Genomic DNA, 17,123 nt, shown 5'->3' with positions numbered 1-17,123 from the left:
TTTTTCATGTGTGCCGTTATCCCATGCTCGTAGATTCCCATTGCCACCTCGACCGTCTTGACCTCACTGCCCACCAGGGCTCCCTCGACGCTGCCCTGCAGGCGGCGCGTGAGCGTGGGGTCGGGCATTTCCTGTGCATTGGCGTCAGTGCCGAGAATGCGGGTGCAGTGAAGGCGCTGAGCGAGCAGTACGCTGACGTCGACTGCTCGGTGGGCGTGCACCCGCTGGACCTGGCCCCTGGCGAAACCCCGGCGTTGGAATGGTTGTTGCGCGAACTGGCCCACCCGCATGTGGTGGCGATTGGTGAAACCGGGCTGGATTACCACTACGAGCCGGAGGCTGCCGAGCTGCAGCAAGCCTCGTTCCGCCTGCATCTGGAGGCCTCCAGGCAGACCGGCAAACCGGTGATCGTGCATACCCGGGCGGCACGTGCCGATACCCTGGCGCTGCTGCGTGAGGCGAACCTGCCGCAAGCGGGCGTGCTGCACTGCTTTACCGAGGACTGGGACATGGCCAAGGCGGCGCTGGACCTGGGTTATTACATTTCGCTGTCGGGCATCGTTACCTTCCGCAATGCCGAAGCGTTGCGGGAAGTGGCGCGGCAGGTGCCGGTCGATCGCTTGCTGGTGGAGACCGATTCGCCCTACCTGGCGCCGATTCCGCATCGGGGCAAGCCGAACCTGCCGCAGTATGTGCGGGAGGTGGCGGAGTATGTGGCTTCGCTGCGTGGGGCCAGTTATGAGCAGTTGGCCGAGCAGACTACCGCCAACTTCAAGCGGCTGTTCCCGTTGGCGCGGGTGGATTGATTCACCGGGGTTAGCGATTGTGTGAGGGTCACAAGGTGCCTGCCACAGCCCTTGCAGCGCCTGTGAGATCGAGCGCCGCCCGCGCGGCGCTCGATCTCACAGGCGCTGAAAATCATGCGTCACGCACCCGACAGCCGTCACACCATCCTCCCCACAAAAACACAAAAAAAACCCGGGTTCTGGGGGAGGAATCCGGGTTAAGACCATTAGGAGTAAAACAAAGGTACGCGGTCCCTGAGCACCTTTATCGGCGCGCCACTGGGGGGGATGCGCCGCGCCAACACTTCAAGTATTGGTCAGGTTTGGCGCAGTGCCAGTGCATATTGGACGTTTTTTAAACAGATTTGGAATACGCCAACGTTTCATTCCTCCCGCAGCGTATGGCCGTATGCATCGTGAAACACAGACATGCGTGGATGATCCGTGCAATTTCCCGCAAGTTAGGCATAATAAACCGCTTCGATTGTCATCCAGTCCTTCCCATGCAGAAAGAACCTCGTAAGGTCCGTGAGTTTCGCCGTCGCGAACAGGAAATCCTCGATACCGCGCTCAAGCTGTTTCTCGAGCAAGGTGAAGACAGCGTCACCGTCGAGATGATCGCCGACGCCGTGGGCATCGGCAAAGGCACGATCTACAAGCACTTCAAGTCCAAGGCGGAGATCTACCTGCGCCTGATGCTCGACTACGAGCGTGACCTGAACGAGCTGTTGCACTCGGCCGACGTCGACCGTGACAAGGAAGCGCTGTCGCGCGCCTACTTCGAGTTCCGCATGCGCGATCCGCAACGCTACCGGCTGTTCGACCGCCTTGAAGAAAAGGTGGTCAAGGGCAATCAGGTGCCGGAAATGGTCGAGCAGCTGCACAGCATCCGTGCCTCCAACTTCGACCGCCTGACTCAGCTGATCAAGGGCCGTATCAGCGAAGGCAAGCTCGAAGACGTGCCGCCGTATTTCCACTACTGCGCTGCCTGGGCTCTGGTGCACGGCGCTGTGGCGCTGTACCACTCGCCGTTCTGGAGCAACGTGCTGGAAGACCAGGAAGGCTTCTTCCAGTTCCTGATGGACATTGGCGTGCGTATGGGCAACAAGCGCAAGCGCGACCCGGAACCCTCAAGCTGAGCATTTAGCGAAACTGCGTCGTGCGTCCTCTGCGCGGCAGTGCAGCCCGAAGCGTTGGCTATCGTTTGGAAATTCGGCATTGCGCATTGGGGCTTGCAAAAACCTGATTTATGAGTCAGGTTTTGCCGGCCCCTTCATCCATGCCGGAGTCATTCATGATTGTCGATCGTCAAGGCAGGCGGTTTCGCAACCTGCGCGTCAGCCTGACGGCTGCCTGCAACTACGCCTGTACCTACTGCGTACCTGACGGAAAGCGGCTGGTGGCGGCGCAGGACGAGCTGTCGGCGGATGCCTTGGCCCGTGGCGTGGCCTATCTGATCGAAGCCGCCGGCATCGAGCGCCTGCGGATTACTGGCGGTGAGCCACTGGTCAGCCCGCGCCTGGATGCCTTTCTGGCTGCCGTGGCCAAACTCGACCTTGATGACGTCTCGCTGACCACCAACGGCCAGTTGCTGGCGCGCAAGTTGCCGCAACTGCAGGCGGCTGGGATTCGTCGGCTGAACGTTTCCCTCGACACCCTCGACCCGCTGGCGTTCCGCCAGATTGCCCGTGGCGGCGACCTGGGCACTGTGCTGGATGCAATGGAGCAGGCCAGCGCTCTGGGTATGCGAATCAAGGTAAACATGGTGCCGATGCGGGGGAAAAACCTTGATCAGGTACTGCCGCTGCTGGATTACTGCCTCGCGCGCGGCTTCGAGCTGCGCTTCATCGAGCTGATGCGCATGGGCCACCTTTCTCACGATCGCAACGCCTTCCTCCAGCAGTTTGTAGGCCTCGACCAGCTGCTTGCGCTGATCGGCGGCCAGCATACCTACGCCCAAGTGAATGCGCCGCTGGATGCCACTGCCATGCGTTACCACATCCCCGGCAGGGGCCACTTCGGCGTCATTGCCAACGAAAGCGTTCCGTTTTGCCGTACCTGCTCGCGGCTGCGCCTGTCTTCTACGGGCTGGCTGCATGGCTGCCTGTCGTCAGGTAACCGGCACTTCGTCGGCGACCTGCTGGAAAAACCACGTCATCAGGCGCTGCCGGCCTTGCAGCGGTTGTTGGTCAAGGCTTTGGCTGACAAGCAAGACGTAGCCTTTTCTGGCGGCGTGACAGTCATGAAAGTGATCGGTGGCTGAAGCTGGCGCAAAAGCTGCATCCGCCGGCTATTCGCCGGTTTTTCGTCGCCGGCCACTGGAGGAAAGATGCGTAGCCTGGTCTTGCTGCTGGCGCTGATGGCGCTGGGCGGCTGCATGAATGTCAGCGATATGGGCGAAGGCGTCCGCTATCACATGAGCGATGCCGGTCTGCTGGACCACAGCGAAACCCGTCGCACCTTGTCGATCCGCCTGCAGCCTGATTCGTTCATCTTCATTGGCCAGGGTGCGTTCGTGCCGCCGGGCGAGGGGCCGGTGCCTCGGCAGAATGCAGTGGCCCAGCAGGCCTTCAAGAGCTTCGTCGAATACTTCCCGATGGTACGTCGCGCCCAGGGCCCGCTGGGCCTCGAAGAGGCCATCGCCCAGGCGCGTTCGGTGGGTGCGGACTACGTGTTGTACACGCGCTTCGCACGTACCGACGATCGCATCGGCAATGGTGACGAGTGGTATGACGAGCAGGCCGTCGACCGCTTGGGCTGGGACACTGGCGTGGTGCAGATGATGCTGATCGAAACCAGTACCCGCTACCTGATCGACACCGCACGCATCAAGAGCCGTGGCGGTTTGTTGACGTTCCACGACAACACCCCGGAGGATTTGCTTGGTGCGCCGATGCGCGAGTACGCTCGTAGCCTTCTGGGCATGAGTGAGTGAGGCAAGCGTGATGAGCGACTCCGGCAAGGCCAATGACCTTCTGGCACAGATCCCCAAGGCCAAGGGGCTGCCGCCGGTGCACCTGTGGAACCCGGATTTCTGTGGTGACATCGACATGCGCATCGCCCGCGACGGCACCTGGTATTACCTGGGTACGCCGATCGGGCGCAAGCCGATGGTGCGGCTGTTTTCTACCATCATTCGCCGCGACGGCGATGACTACTTCCTGATTACGCCGGTAGAGAAGGTCGGCATTCGTGTTGACGATGCGCCATTCGTGGCCGTGTTGCTGGAAGTGCAGGACGAAGGCGAACAGCAGGTGCTGCGCTTTACCAGCAATGTCGAGGACCAGGTCGAGGCGGGGCCGGATAACCCCCTGCGGGTAGTGATCGACCCGGTGACGCAGGAGCCATCACCGTATGTGCTGATGCGCAGCAACCTGGAGGCGCTGATACATCGCAATGTGTTTTACCAGCTGGTGGAGCTGGCGGTGCCGCGTGTGATCGATGGTGAGGAATGGCTTGGGGTGTGGAGCAAGGGGGCGTTTTACCCGATCGGGCGCAGTGGCTGAGGCCTATGTTAGCGATGCCGGCCTCTTCGCCGGTAAACCCGCGAAAGGGCCGGGCCTGCTGGCCAATCTCCACCCTTCGTTCACCATTGCCGCCGCCACCGTATTCGCGGGTAAACCCGCTCCTACACACGCATTGAGGGCGGCACAGGCCGTTGTAGGAGCGGGTTCACCCGCGAAAAGGCCGGTACAGGCGAAAATCGGCCCCCTGCTTTTCCCCCGGATTGGCCATTTTTCTTCAGCCAGTCAGGGCCTAACCTGCAGGCACTAGTCCTCCAGGAAAGCTCATGAATCCACTAGCCATCATCCTCTTCGCGCTGCTCGCCGCCCAAACGCCCGCTTGGGCCCACGGTGATGTCGCCGACCAGGTCAGGGTCCTGCAACAACAGCAGCCCTCTAATGCCCCCGGCAAAACCGCCGTCATGCTCACCGTCAGCTACGCCCCGGGCGAGGCATCACCCGCGCATCAGCATCCGGGCGCAGTCATGGCTTACGTCCTGGAAGGGGCGGTGGTATCGAAGCTCAACAGCGAGCAGGAAAAGACCTACAAGGCCGGCGATTATTGGTACGAGGCGCCGGGCACCGTGCACAGCGTTTCACGCAACGCCAGCAAAACCCAGCCGGCCAGTTTGCTGGTCTGGAGCCTGGTGGACGAGGGCAAGCCAGTGACCGAGGTGCTTGGCCAATAATTCCAGCGCAACGAAAAAGCCCCCGGTTGCTTACGCAACACGGGGGCTTTTCAATGTCTGGCTCCGCGACCTGGACTCGAACCAGGGACCCAATGATTAACAGTCATTTGCTCTACCGACTGAGCTATCGCGGAATCTGCGCGTATCTTACTGATTGCCTGGGAGAAGTCAACCCACCCCCAGGCAAAACAATGAGTTACAGCACTTCCACGATCGCTTTGGTCACCACGTGGATGTTGCTCTGGTTCAGCGCGGCCACCGCGATACGGCCGGTGTCCAGGGCATAGATGCCGAAGTCGTTCTTCAGGCGGGTGACCTGTTCAACGGTCAGGCCCGAGTAGGAGAACATGCCGACCTGGCGGCCAACGAAGCTGAAGTCGCGGTTGGCACCGTATTCGGCCAGCAGCGATACCATCTGCTTGCGCATGCCGTGGATGCGCTCGCGCATTTCGGCCAGTTCGGTTTCCCACATCTGGCGCAGTTCTGCGCTGTTCAGCACGGTGGCAACAATGGTTGCGCCGTGGGTTGGCGGGTTGGAGTAGGTGGTGCGGATCACGCGCTTGACCTGCGACAGCACGCGGGTGCTCTCGTCCTTGGAGGCGGTGACGATCGACAGTGCGCCGACGCGCTCGCCGTACAGCGAGAACGATTTGGAGAACGAGCTGGAAACGAAGAATTCCAGGCCCGACTCGGCGAACAGGCGCACGGCGAAGGCGTCTTCGGCGATACCGTCACCAAAGCCTTGGTAGGCCATGTCGAGGAACGGCACGTGGCCCTTGGCCTTGACCACTTCCAGGACGTTCTTCCAGTCGTCCAGGTTCAGGTCGACACCGGTCGGGTTGTGGCAGCAGGCGTGCAGCACCACGATCGAACCGGATGGCAGGGCGTTGAGGTCTTCGAGCATGCCCGCGCGGTTGACGTCGTTGGTCGGCGCATCGTAGTAGCGGTAGGTCTGCACCGGGAAGCCGGCCGATTCGAACAGCGCACGGTGGTTTTCCCAGCTAGGGTCGCTGATGGCAACCACGGCATTGGGCGAGAGGCGCTTGAGGAAGTCGGCACCGATCTTCAGCGCGCCGGTACCACCGACGGCCTGCACGGTGACCACGCGGCCGGCGGCCAGCAGTGGCGACTCGGCGCCGAACAGCAGCTTCTGCACAGCCTGGTCGTAGGTGGCGATGCCGTCGATCGGCAGGTAGCCGCGCGAAGCGTGCTGGGCGGCACGCTGGGTTTCGGCTTCGATCACGGCGCGCAGCAGCGGAATGCGGCCTTCCTCATTGCAGTACACGCCTACGCCCAGGTTGACCTTGTCGGTACGTGGGTCGGCGTTGAATGCTTCGTTGAGGCCCAGAATAGGGTCGCGGGGTGCCAGCTCGACAGCGGAAAACAGGCTCATTGTTACCTTGGCTCTGATTGGAGTGTGATAGGGCGTACACGCTCCAGCCGAATGCACTGAAGCGGTGCACAAACGGGGAGCCAGTATAGTGATACCGACCGGTCACCGCGACACTCTGGCGCAGCTTTTGGGGCTATTTGCGCAAATATTTTTCGACCATTGGTCTAAATGCCGTGTCCACCGTTGCATGCGCCCACACCTGTGCCTTTGAAAGCGCCCCCGAACGCGCGCATTTGGGTATAGACTACTGGCTAAATTTACAGCTGCTGCACCGCGAGGTCCTTCATGTCCGAGTTCCAGCTCGTCACACGTTTCCAGCCGGCCGGCGACCAGCCCGAGGCTATCCGCCAGTTGGTCGAAGGCATTGAGGCGGGGCTGTCACACCAGACGTTGCTCGGGGTGACCGGTTCGGGCAAGACCTTCAGCATTGCCAACGTCATCCAGCAGGTGCAGCGGCCAACGCTGGTGCTGGCGCCCAACAAGACGCTGGCCGCCCAGTTGTACGGGGAGTTCAAGGCATTCTTCCCCAACAACGCGGTGGAGTACTTCGTTTCCTATTACGACTACTACCAGCCGGAAGCCTACGTGCCGTCGTCAGACACCTTCATCGAGAAGGACGCCTCGATCAACGACCACATCGAGCAGATGCGCCTGTCGGCGACCAAGGCGCTGCTGGAGCGGCGTGACGCGATCATCGTGACCACTGTGTCGTGCATCTACGGCCTGGGCAGCCCCGAGACCTACCTGAAAATGGTCCTGCACGTGGACCGTGGCGACAAGCTCGACCAGCGCGCGCTGCTGCGCCGCCTGGCCGACCTGCAGTACACCCGCAATGAAATGGACTTTGCCCGCGCCACCTTCCGGGTACGCGGCGACGTGATCGACATCTTCCCGGCCGAATCGGATCTGGAAGCCATCCGCATCGAGCTGTTCGACGATGAAGTCGAGAACATCGCCGCCTTCGATCCGTTGACCGGCGAGGTTTTCCGCAAGTTGCCACGCTTCACTTTCTACCCCAAGAGCCACTACGTCACCCCGCGGGAAACCCTGCTGGAAGCGGTGGAGGGCATCAAGGAAGAACTGAAGGAGCGTCTGGAATACCTGCACAAGGCCAACAAGCTGGTCGAAGCGCAGCGTCTGGAGCAACGCACCCGCTTCGATCTGGAGATGATCCTCGAGCTGGGCTACTGCAACGGCATCGAAAACTACTCGCGCTACCTGTCCGGGCGCCCGGCCGGGGCGCCGCCGCCCACCCTGTACGATTACCTGCCGCCCGATGCGCTGCTGGTGATCGACGAATCACACGTCAGCGTTCCGCAGGTCGGCGCCATGTACAAGGGCGACCGTTCACGCAAGGAGACCCTGGTCGAGTACGGCTTCCGCATGCCTTCAGCGCTGGACAACCGGCCGATGCGTTTCGACGAGTGGGAGGATGTCAGCCCGCAGACCATTTTCGTTTCGGCCACTCCGGGGCCCTACGAGGCTGAGCATGCCGGGCGTGTGGTGGAGCAGGTGGTGCGCCCGACCGGGCTGGTCGATCCGCAGGTAGAGGTGCGCCCGGCGCTGACCCAGGTCGACGACCTGCTGTCCGAGATCCGCAAGCGTGTCGCGGCAGGCGAGCGAGTGCTGGCGACCACGTTGACCAAACGCATGGCCGAGGACCTCAGCGATTACCTGGCCGACCACGACGTGCGGGTACGCTACCTGCACTCGGACATCGATACGGTAGAGCGGGTGGAGATTATCCGCGACCTGCGCCTGGGCACCTTCGACGTGCTTGTGGGCATCAACCTGCTGCGCGAGGGCCTGGACATGCCCGAGGTGTCGCTGGTGGCCATTCTCGATGCGGACAAGGAAGGTTTTCTGCGTTCCGAGCGCTCCCTGATCCAGACCATTGGCCGCGCGGCACGTAACCTCAATGGCCGGGCCATCCTGTATGCCGATAATGTAACAGGCTCGATGCAGCGGGCCATTGACGAAACCGAGCGCCGCCGCGAGAAGCAGATTGCCTTCAACGAAGCCAACGGCATCGTGCCCAAGGGCGTGGTCAAGGACATCACCGACATCATGGAGGGTGCCACCGTGCCTGGTGCGCGCAGCAAGAAGCGCAAGGGCATGGCCAAGGCGGCGGAGGAGAGCGCCCGTTACGAGGCCGAACTGCGTACGCCGGGCGAGATCACCAAGCGCATCAAGCAGCTGGAAGAGAAAATGATGCAGTTCGCCCGCGACCTGGAGTTCGAAGCTGCGGCGCAGTTGCGTGACGAGATTGCGCAACTGCGGGAGCGGTTGATCAGCAGCTGAAGCCGGGCACGGGCCCTGTGGGAGCGGGCGTGCCCGCGAAGAATTCAACGCGGTGGCTGGCACCGGCTGCGCCGGTGTTCGCGGGCATGCCCGCTCCCACAGGGACCGCATCTAATCTGTAATAGCCTCAATGGGCTTCCCCAGCCTTCAACCCTTCCGGCAACTTGCGGGTCAGCAACACCGCCACCATGCTCACCGCCAACCCGATCCCGACAAAGTGGAAGGCATCGTTGTAAGCCATGATCAGCGCCTGCTGGTGGGTAATTTCGCTAAGTTTGCCCAGCGCTGCATTGTCATTGCCCAAGCGCTCCGCCAATTGCGCCAGCCGCTCAGCCACCTGTGGGTTGCTCGGCACCACCGATTCGCGCAGGTAGTCGAAGTACACCTTGGTGCGCGCATCCAGCAGGGTGGCCAGCAAGGCAATACCAATCGCGCCACCGAGGTTACGCAGAATATTGAACAGGCTCGACGCGGACCCGGCATCCTGTTGTTGGATATACGCGGTGGCAATCAGAGAGATGGTCACCATGATCATCGGTTGACCCAGGGCGCGGATGATCTGGATATGGTTGAACTGCGGCCCGGCAAAGTCCGGGTTGAGCACCCCCGAACCGAAACTGGCAGCGCCGAACAGGCAAAACCCCAGCGCGCATAGTACCTTGGGCGATATCACCTTCATCAGTTGCGGCACCAGCGGGATCAGGAACAGCTGCGGAATACCCATCCACATGATCACCTCGCCAATCTGCAAGGCGTTGTAACCCTGTACCTGCGCCAGGTACAGCGGTAGCAGATAGATCGACCCGTACAGGCCCACGCCCATGCCCAGGCTGGCGATGCTCGACAGGCCAAAGTTGCGGTTGCCAAGAATGCGCAGGTTGATCAGTGGATGTGGCTTGGAAAACTGCAAGATGACGAAGGTGATCAGGCTGACCAGGGCAACACTGCCCAGGCCGACGATCAGGTGTGACTCCAGCCAGTCCTTGCGATGGCCTTCCTCGAGAAACACCTGCAGGCAGCCCAACCCAAGGCCGAGCGTGACGATGCCGGCGTAATCGGTACTTTTCAGCAGCTCCCAGTGCGCCTCCTTCTTCTCAAGCCCATACAACAAGCCGGCGATCATTAGCAGGCCTGGTGGGATATTGATGTAGAAGATGTATTCCCAGCCCCAGTTTTCGGTCAGCCAGCCGCCCAGGGTGGGACCGATGGAGGGGGCAAAAGTGGCGGTCATGGCGAACATCGCCATGCCTTTGGCGCGGTGGTGCTCGGGCAGCTTGATCAGCGTCAGGGTGAAGGCCAGCGGGATCAGCGCGCCACCGGTGAAACCCTGCAAGGCGCGGAACAGGATCATGCTCTCCAGGTTCCAGGCCATCGAGCATAGCAGCGACGACAGCAGGAAACCGCTGGATACCCACACCGCCAGGCGCCGCGCCGACAGCAGCTGCACCAGCCAGGCCGTTAGCGGGATCATGATGATTTCCGCCACCAGGTAGGAGGTTGAAATCCATGAGCCTTCTTCCAGGGTCGCCGACAGAGCGCCCTGGATGTCCTTCAACGAGGAATTGGTGATCTGGATATCCAGCACTGCCATGAAGGCACCGAGCATCACGCTCATCACCGCGATCCAGTCGCGTCGGGTTGGCTCCGCCGTGGGGCGCAGCAGTTGGTCACCGGCCATTGTGGCCTTCGTCTGCGCTGCGCAGGTCGACGGTGGCGGTCACCGACATGCCGGGGCGAATACGCCCGTGCAACGGGTTGTCGGCGCTGAACGTGAGTTTTATCGGGATGCGCTGCACAACTTTGGTGAAATTGCCGGTGGCGTTGTCCGGCGGCAGCAGGCTGAACTGCGCACCGGACGCGGCGAACAGGCTGTCCACCCGGCCTTCGATCGGTGTGTCGGGGTAGCTGTCGAACAACAGCTTCGCGCGCTGGCCGGGGTGCATGCGGCCGATCTGCGTTTCCTTGAAGTTGGCCTGCACCCAGATGTCTTCATCCGGCACGATCGACAGCAGGTAGGCGCCGGCCTGCACCACTTGGCCATTGCGCGCATTACGCTGGCCAATGGTGCCGCTGATCGGCGCATGGATTTCGCAGCGGGTCAGGTTAAGTTCGGCCTGGGCCAGGTCGGTGCGGGCATTGGCGATTTGCGCATCGAGGCGCTTGAGTTCGGCGTTCAGGGCGGTGACCTGCTGGCGCTGGCTTTGCAGGTCGGCGCGGGCCTTGTCGACCTGGGAGCCGGCGACATGGCTGTCCGCCGACAGGGTAGTGACCCGCTCCTCAGAGACAAAACCCGGCTTGCGCAGCTTCTCGGCACGGCTCAGGTCCAGCCGTGAACGGTCGAACGTGGCCTGGGTGGCCGCCAACTGGGCCTGGCCGGCGGCAATCAGGCTGCCTTGTTGGGTGAGGCGGCTTTGCGCTTGTGCGTACTCGGCTTCGCGGGTGGCCAGGGCGGCACGGGCGCGTTCGACCGCCAGCTCAAAGTCGGCGGCTTCCAGGCGCACCAGCAGGTCGCCCTTGCTGACGTGCTGGTTGTCCTCGACCGGTACCGTTTCGATACGTGCGCCAAGCTGGCTGGAGATACGGGTGATCTCACCCTGCACGTAAGCGTTGTCGGTGCTCTCGTAGAAGCGGCCCTTGAAGTACCAGTGGCCCAGGAAGGCGAGGGCGATGATGGCCACCAGGGCGAAGAAGAGCGTCAGGCGGCGTTTGAGTTGAGCAGGCATGGGGACTATCGTTCCAGAAATGTAAACAAATTTAACAGCGGCGCAGGGCCCGTCGACAAGTGACGTTCGCGCCATTGCTGGAGCCCGGTGCCCGCCTCCTGCTAACATCCCGCCTTTGTTTCATCTTTCGTTCGAGACTCTCCATGACCACCGTACGCACGCGTATTGCGCCATCGCCTACCGGCGACCCCCATGTCGGCACTGCCTACATCGCCCTGTTCAACTACTGCTTTGCCAAGCAGCACGGCGGTGAGTTCATCCTGCGCATCGAAGACACCGATCAGCTGCGCTCCACGCGTGAGTCGGAGCAACAGATCTTCGACGCCTTGCGCTGGCTTGGCATCGAATGGAACGAAGGCCCGGATGTCGGCGGCCCACATGGCCCTTACCGGCAGAGCGAGCGTGGCGAAATCTACGCCAAATACGCCAAGGAACTGGTAGACGCCGGCCACGCCTTCTATTGCTTCTGCACTGCCGAAGAGCTGGAGCAGATGCGTGCCGAGCAGCAGGCTCGCGGCGAAACCCCGCGTTACGATGGCCGTGCGTTGCTGATGAGCGCCGAAGAAGTGCAGCGCCGCCTGGATGCTGGCGAGCCGCACGTGATCCGCATGAAGGTGCCGAGCGAAGGGATCTGCGTGGTGCCGGACATGCTGCGCGGCGATGTCGAGATCCCGTGGGATCGCATGGACATGCAGGTACTGATGAAGAACGACGGCCTGCCGACGTACTTCCTGGCTAACGTAGTCGACGACCACCTGATGGGCATCACCCACGTGCTGCGTGGGGAAGAGTGGCTGCCATCGGCGCCCAAGCTGATCAAGCTGTACGAGTACTTCGGCTGGGAGCAGCCCAAGCTGTGCTACATGCCGCTGCTGCGCAATCCGGACAAATCCAAACTGTCCAAGCGCAAGAACCCGACCTCGGTCACCTTCTACGAACGCATGGGCTTCATGCCTGAAGCGATGCTCAACTACCTTGGCCGCATGGGCTGGTCGATGCCTGACGAGCGCGAGAAGTTCTCGCTGGCCGAAATGGTCGAGCACTTCGACCTGTCACGTATCTCACTGGGCGGCCCGATCTTCGACATCGAGAAGCTGTCCTGGCTCAACGGCCAGTGGCTGCGCGAGCTGCCGGTAGAGGAGTTCGCCGCACGCCTGCAGAAATGGGCGTTCAACAGCGACTACATGATGAAGATTGCCCCGCACGTGCAAGGCAGGGTCGAAACCTTCAGCCAGGTTGCCCCGTTGGGCGGGTTCTTCTTCGAAGGCGCGCTCAAGCTGGACGCCAAGCTGTTCGAAAGCAAGAAACTGTCGGCCGACCAGGTGCGCCAGGTGATCCAGCTGATCCTGTGGAAGCTTGAAAGCCTGCGTCAGTGGGAAAAAGAGCGCATCACCGGTTGCATCCAGGCTGTGGTCGAAGCGCTGGAGTTGAAGCTGCGTGACGCCATGCCGCTGATGTTCGCCGCCATCACGGGCCAGGCCAGCTCGGTTTCGGTGCTGGACGCCATGGAAATCCTCGGCCCCGACCTGACGCGCTACCGCCTACGCCAGGCCTTGGACCTGCTGGGTGGGGTGTCGAAGAAAGAAAACAAAGAATGGGAAAAGCTGTTGGCTTCCATTGCCTGACTGCGTTCCGAAGACCGCTGTTGAGCACTGTGGGAGCGTCCTTGTGTCGCGAAAGGACCGCAACGCGGTCCCACAATCTTTGACTCGACGCAAAACCGCCGGGGCCGCTTTGCGGCCCTTTCGCGACACAAGGCCGCTCCCACAGGCATTTCCCTGAGGGCCAAGTGGCCGGTTTGAGTGGAGCGGGGCGGTAAGTGATTGTTATCTGTGAAAAAATTTTTGAATATTTTTGAAAATTAGTTTGACAGTCCTGCAATCCGATCTTAATATGCGCCCCGTCCACAGCGATGAACGAAAACGAAGCGCCAGGCACCCAGCCAGCGATTCAGTTCAAAGCGACATTGTGGGGCTATAGCTCAGCTGGGAGAGCGCCTGCATGGCATGCAGGAGGTCAGCGGTTCGATCCCGCTTAGCTCCACCAAATTCCGCTTAGCAGTCAAGGCTGATAAGCAAGATCGGGTCCAGCAAACCGGTCTTGAAGGTAAGAAGGTTCGTCCCCTTCGTCTAGTGGCCTAGGACACCGCCCTTTCACGGCGGTAACAGGGGTTCGAGTCCCCTAGGGGACGCCAGTTTTACACAAGCGATGTTGTTATGTCGCTGGGCCGCGAGGCTAAAAATCCGGGGCTATAGCTCAGCTGGGAGAGCGCCTGCATGGCATGCAGGAGGTCAGCGGTTCGATCCCGCTTAGCTCCACCAATTTTGCCGCGGTTCGCGTTAGCGGATCGGCACGAAGGTTACGTCCCCTTCGTCTAGTGGCCTAGGACACCGCCCTTTCACGGCGGTAACAGGGGTTCGAGTCCCCTAGGGGACGCCACGTTTACCCGCGTTTTGCGGGACTTTAAAGGCTCATTCGCTTATTGAATGGGCCTTTTGTTTTTTCCCTCCCAACATTTTCCCCCGACAAGCGGCTGCAGATTTTGCTTGCCAAAAAATATGATGAGAATAATATTTCGATCATCATATTTTGTTTGGTGTGTGCCAGATGAGCGACAAGAAGAGCAGAACCCGCGAACGCATTCTGGAGGCTGCGCGCAGTGCGCTGATCCAGCACGGCCCGGCCGAGCCCAGCGTCAGTCAGGTGATGGGGGCGGCAGGCCTGACCGTCGGCGGCTTCTATGCGCACTTCGACAGCAAGGACGAGCTGATGCTCGAAGCTTTCCGCCAGTTGTTGGGTGAGCGCCGTGCCTTGCTCGCCCAGGTCGACCCCAATCTCGATGGCGCCGGGCGGCGAGCGCTGGCCGGGGCCTTCTACCTCTCCCGTAAGCACCGTGACTGCGAAATACATGCTTGCCCGCTGCCTAACGCGTTGGGCGAAATGCAGCGCCTGCCGGAGGTCTTCCGTGAGGTGCTGGCCGAGCACATCGAGTTGATGACTGCCGCGATGGTCGACCGCCCTGAGGATGCCGACAAAGCGCTGGCCGACCTGGCCCTGATGGTGGGAGGGCTGGCGCTGGCCCGGGCCTTGGGGACCAGTGACCTGTCTGACCGTATTCTGCGCGCCGCCAAATCGGCGGTGCTTTAACCCTGGAGCATGGCGATGACCACCCTGAGCTGGATTCGCGGTGTCAATGGCACCTTGGGCCGTCTGGCCCCCGAGCATGTCGCGGGCAAGATGCGCCGTGCCTTCATGACCCCGCGCAACCTGCCGCCGCGGGATTGGGAGCTGCCTGTGCTGGCCAGCGCCGAGCGCATTACACTGCGCTTCGGCCTGTCTGCCTTGCGCTGGGGTCAAGGGCCGACCGTGCTGCTGATGCACGGTTGGGAAGGGCGCCCGACGCAATTTGCCGCCTTGATCGAGACCTTGGTTCAGGCAGGGCATACGGTGGTGTCGCTGGAAGGGCCTGGGCATGGTCGTTCGCCTGGCGAGCAAGCGAATGTGGTGCTGTTTGCCCGGGCGCTGCTTGAGGCTGCGGCTGAGTTGCCGCCCTTGCGTGCAGTCATTGGCCATTCCATGGGTGGGGCAAGCGTGCTGCTGGCTTTGCAGATGGGGCTGCGTACAGAGTCGGCTGTCAGCATTGCAGCGCCGGCGCGGTTGCTCGGTGTGTTGCGTGGTTTTGCCCATCGCCTGGGGCTGCCAGCACGGGCACGGGCAGCGTTCATTCGCCAGATCGAGCGCGATGTGGGCATGCAGATTGCGCGGCTGGATGTCACGGGTTACCAGCTGGAACTGCCAGGGCTGGTGGTGCATGCTTCCGATGATGCTCTCGTGCCCGCAGATGAGGCACATGTCATCCACAAGGCCTGGTTTGACAGCCGGCTGATGCTGCTGGACGAGGGTGGCCACCAGCGAGTGCTGGCCGACCCACGGCTGAGTGAAGCCGTGCTCGAATTGCTGGCTCGGGCTGAAGCGGTCAGTGTCGGGGCGCCTTCAGCCGCGAACATCGGCATCGCCGCCGGTGCCATCCACCGTGGTGTCTGATTCGCGGGCAAGCCCGCCCCTAAAACGACCGCCTCAGGCTCACAGGGGCTGGACATTGCCCCGCAGATCGCTGCTAAATCGCCTTTTGCGCCAAGGAAGCGAAAATGAGCTGGGACCTGGCAACACCCTTCGTCATCGACCTGCGCGTCGGCAGCGAGGACATCGACGGCCTTGGCCACGCCAACAATGCCGTCTACGTCACCTGGCTTGAGCGCTGCGCCTGGCGCCACTCCCAGCGTCTGGGGCTGGACCTGGCCGAGTACCGGCGCCTTGACCGGGCGATGGCTGTGGTGCGCCACGAAATCGACTACCTGGCCGCCGCCTATGTAGACGACGAACTGCAACTGGCCACCTGGATCATTGACTGGGACCAGCGCCTGCGCATGACGCGGCGGTTTCAGCTCAAGCGCCCGCGCGATGGTGTGACGCTGCTGCGCGCGCAAACCACCTTTGCCTGCATCGAGCTGTCCAGCGGCAAGCCCAGGCGCATGCCGGCGGAATTCGTCGAAGGTTACGGTCCGGCGCTGATCGGCGCCTGAGTCGCCGGCATTTTTGTTAAACTGCCGGCTTTTTCCGCTGAGACCCCGACATGCAAATTGCCCTGGCCCCCATGGAGGGGCTGGTCGACAACATCCTGCGCGACGTATTGACCCGTGTGGGCGGTATCGACTGGTGCGTCACCGAGTTCATTCGCGTGTGCGACCGCCTGCTGCCGGCGTCCTCGTTCGACAAGCTGGCGCCTGAACTGCGTCAGGGCGCGCGCACGGCTGCCGGTGTGCCCATGCGCGTGCAATTGCTGGGTTCGGACCCTGTATGCCTGGCGGAAAACGCCGCACTGGCTTGCGAGCTTGGGGCGCCGGTGATCGACCTGAACTTCGGTTGCCCGGCAAAAACGGTGAACAAGTCGCGCGGTGGTGCGGTACTGCTCAAAGAGCCGGAGTTGCTGCATGCCATTGTGCGTGAAGTGCGGCGGGCGGTGCCGGCGAATATCCCGGTGACCTCGAAGATGCGCCTGGGCTTCGACAGCCCCGACGGGGCACTGGAGTGCGCCACGGCGCTGGCCGAGGGCGGTTCGGCGCACCTGGTGGTGCACGCACGGACCAAGGTTGAGGGCTACAAGCCGCCAGCGCACTGGGAGTGGGTGGCGCGGGTGCAGGATGTGGTCAAGGTCCCGGTGTTTGCCAATGGCGAGATCTGGACGGTCGATGACTGGCGGCGTTGCCGCGAGGTCAGTGGCGCTGAAGACATCATGCTTGGGCGTGGGCTGGTATCGCGCCCGGACCTGGGCCTGCAGATTGCGGCGGCGCGGGACGGGCGCGACTATCAGCCGATGAGCTGGCATGACTTGTTGCCTCTGTTGCGTGAGTTCTGGCGCCAGGCCCAGGCCAAACTGTCGCCGCGTTATGCGCCGGGGCGGATGAAGCAGTGGCTGGCGATGCTGACTCGCAGTTACCCTGAAGCGGTGGTGTTGTTTGCCGAGTTGCGCCGGGAAGATGACTGCGCGCGGATCACTCGGTTGCTGGGGGTAGAGGCTCAAGCCTTGGAGGCTTGCGTCGCCTGAACAGGCCTCTGGTACTGCACCTGTAGGAGCGGGTTTACCCGCGAAAGGGCCGGCCCTGCTGGCCAATCCCCACCCGCCGTTCACCGTTGCCGCCGCTACCGTATTCGCGGGTAAACCCGCTCCT

15 protein-coding genes and 5 tRNA genes are annotated in these 17,123 nt (G+C 62.0%); 16 read left to right on the top strand and 4 right to left on the bottom strand.

Annotation, left to right across the window (positions count from 1 at the left end; translation table 11 throughout):
* Positions 1–23 precede the first annotated feature (23 nt).
* The 6 genes from QYE47_RS24900 to QYE47_RS24875 all read left to right on the top strand — a co-directional run bounded on the left by QYE47_RS24900 (position 24) and on the right by QYE47_RS24875 (position 4,977).
* A complete protein-coding gene (locus QYE47_RS24900) occupies positions 24–806 on the top strand; it encodes a TatD family hydrolase (protein WP_014591920.1) in 783 nt (260 codons plus the stop codon).
* A 482-nt stretch (positions 807–1,288) separates the two neighbouring features.
* Complete coding sequence (locus QYE47_RS24895) at positions 1,289–1,924, top strand: TetR/AcrR family transcriptional regulator (protein WP_014591919.1); 636 nt, start codon at positions 1,289–1,291, stop codon at positions 1,922–1,924.
* Between the two features lie 155 nt (positions 1,925–2,079).
* A complete protein-coding gene (locus QYE47_RS24890; protein WP_014591918.1) occupies positions 2,080–3,048 on the top strand; it encodes a GTP 3',8-cyclase MoaA in 969 nt (322 codons plus the stop codon).
* Positions 3,049–3,114: 66 nt separating this feature from the next.
* Positions 3,115–3,720, top strand: a complete 606-nt coding sequence (locus QYE47_RS24885; RefSeq protein WP_010952988.1) for a DUF4823 domain-containing protein — start codon at positions 3,115–3,117, stop codon at positions 3,718–3,720.
* Positions 3,721–3,730: 10 nt separating this feature from the next.
* On the top strand, positions 3,731–4,291 hold the full coding sequence (locus QYE47_RS24880) for a DUF1285 domain-containing protein (protein WP_014591917.1): 561 nt from the start codon (positions 3,731–3,733) through the stop codon (positions 4,289–4,291).
* A gap of 284 nt (positions 4,292–4,575) precedes the next feature.
* Positions 4,576–4,977, top strand: coding sequence for a cupin domain-containing protein (locus QYE47_RS24875; RefSeq protein ID WP_012053285.1), 402 nt, complete (start codon positions 4,576–4,578; stop codon positions 4,975–4,977).
* Between the two features lie 58 nt (positions 4,978–5,035).
* Here the strand turns inward: QYE47_RS24875 and QYE47_RS24870 are convergent.
* Together QYE47_RS24870 and QYE47_RS24865 are read right to left on the bottom strand one after the other, a co-directional pair.
* Positions 5,036–5,111, bottom strand: a tRNA-Asn gene (locus tag QYE47_RS24870).
* Positions 5,112–5,173: 62 nt separating this feature from the next.
* Positions 5,174–6,370: an amino acid aminotransferase gene (locus QYE47_RS24865; protein WP_010952990.1), complete on the bottom strand. Its 1,197-nt coding sequence runs from the start codon at positions 6,368–6,370 to the stop codon at positions 5,174–5,176.
* Between the two features lie 285 nt (positions 6,371–6,655).
* On the opposite strand from QYE47_RS24865, the gene uvrB reads away from it, so the two are divergent.
* Positions 6,656–8,671: an excinuclease ABC subunit UvrB gene (gene uvrB / locus QYE47_RS24860; RefSeq protein ID WP_010952992.1), complete on the top strand. Its 2,016-nt coding sequence runs from the start codon at positions 6,656–6,658 to the stop codon at positions 8,669–8,671.
* A gap of 127 nt (positions 8,672–8,798) precedes the next feature.
* On the opposite strand, the gene QYE47_RS24855 is transcribed toward uvrB, so the two are convergent.
* Together QYE47_RS24855 and QYE47_RS24850 are read right to left on the bottom strand one after the other, a co-directional pair.
* Entirely contained in the window at positions 8,799–10,289 is a 1,491-nt protein-coding gene (locus tag QYE47_RS24855) for an MDR family MFS transporter (protein WP_172830958.1), read from the bottom strand.
* Between the two features lie 49 nt (positions 10,290–10,338).
* The gene (locus QYE47_RS24850) at positions 10,339–11,394 is read right to left on the bottom strand and encodes an HlyD family secretion protein (protein ID WP_014591916.1); all 1,056 of its coding nucleotides are present in this window, start codon (positions 11,392–11,394) and stop codon (positions 10,339–10,341) included.
* A gap of 143 nt (positions 11,395–11,537) precedes the next feature.
* On the opposite strand from QYE47_RS24850, the gene gltX reads away from it, so the two are divergent.
* The 9 genes from gltX (at position 11,538) to QYE47_RS24805 (ending at position 16,999) form a co-directional block, all read left to right on the top strand.
* Entirely contained in the window at positions 11,538–13,019 is a 1,482-nt protein-coding gene (gltX, locus tag QYE47_RS24845) for a glutamate--tRNA ligase (protein ID WP_010952995.1), read from the top strand.
* Positions 13,020–13,364: 345 nt separating this feature from the next.
* Positions 13,365–13,440 (top strand) — tRNA-Ala (locus QYE47_RS24840).
* A 72-nt stretch (positions 13,441–13,512) separates the two neighbouring features.
* Positions 13,513–13,588, top strand: a tRNA-Glu gene (locus tag QYE47_RS24835).
* Between the two features lie 51 nt (positions 13,589–13,639).
* Positions 13,640–13,715, top strand: a tRNA-Ala gene (locus QYE47_RS24830).
* 42 nt (positions 13,716–13,757) lie between these two features.
* A tRNA-Glu gene (locus QYE47_RS24825) sits at positions 13,758–13,833 on the top strand.
* Positions 13,834–14,001: 168 nt separating this feature from the next.
* On the top strand, positions 14,002–14,541 hold the full coding sequence (locus tag QYE47_RS24820) for a TetR/AcrR family transcriptional regulator (protein ID WP_014591915.1): 540 nt from the start codon (positions 14,002–14,004) through the stop codon (positions 14,539–14,541).
* A 15-nt stretch (positions 14,542–14,556) separates the two neighbouring features.
* Positions 14,557–15,438, top strand: a complete 882-nt coding sequence (locus tag QYE47_RS24815) for an alpha/beta fold hydrolase (RefSeq protein WP_014591914.1) — start codon at positions 14,557–14,559, stop codon at positions 15,436–15,438.
* A 104-nt stretch (positions 15,439–15,542) separates the two neighbouring features.
* Positions 15,543–15,977 carry a thioesterase family protein gene (locus tag QYE47_RS24810; RefSeq protein ID WP_014591913.1) on the top strand — a complete coding sequence of 145 codons (435 nt, stop codon included), beginning with the start codon at positions 15,543–15,545 and terminating at the stop codon, positions 15,975–15,977.
* A gap of 50 nt (positions 15,978–16,027) precedes the next feature.
* Positions 16,028–16,999 carry a tRNA-dihydrouridine synthase gene (locus tag QYE47_RS24805; protein WP_014591912.1) on the top strand — a complete coding sequence of 324 codons (972 nt, stop codon included), beginning with the start codon at positions 16,028–16,030 and terminating at the stop codon, positions 16,997–16,999.
* Positions 17,000–17,123: the final 124 nt, after the last annotated feature.

Origin of the sequence: Pseudomonas sp. 2,4-D (assembly GCF_030418155.1) — a bacterium.
In the GTDB taxonomy this organism is placed as follows: Bacteria; Pseudomonadota; Gammaproteobacteria; order Pseudomonadales; family Pseudomonadaceae; genus Aquipseudomonas; species Aquipseudomonas alloputida.
The sequence above is the reverse complement of the archived record's forward strand: the minus strand, read 5'-3'. Positions and strand labels throughout refer to the sequence as shown.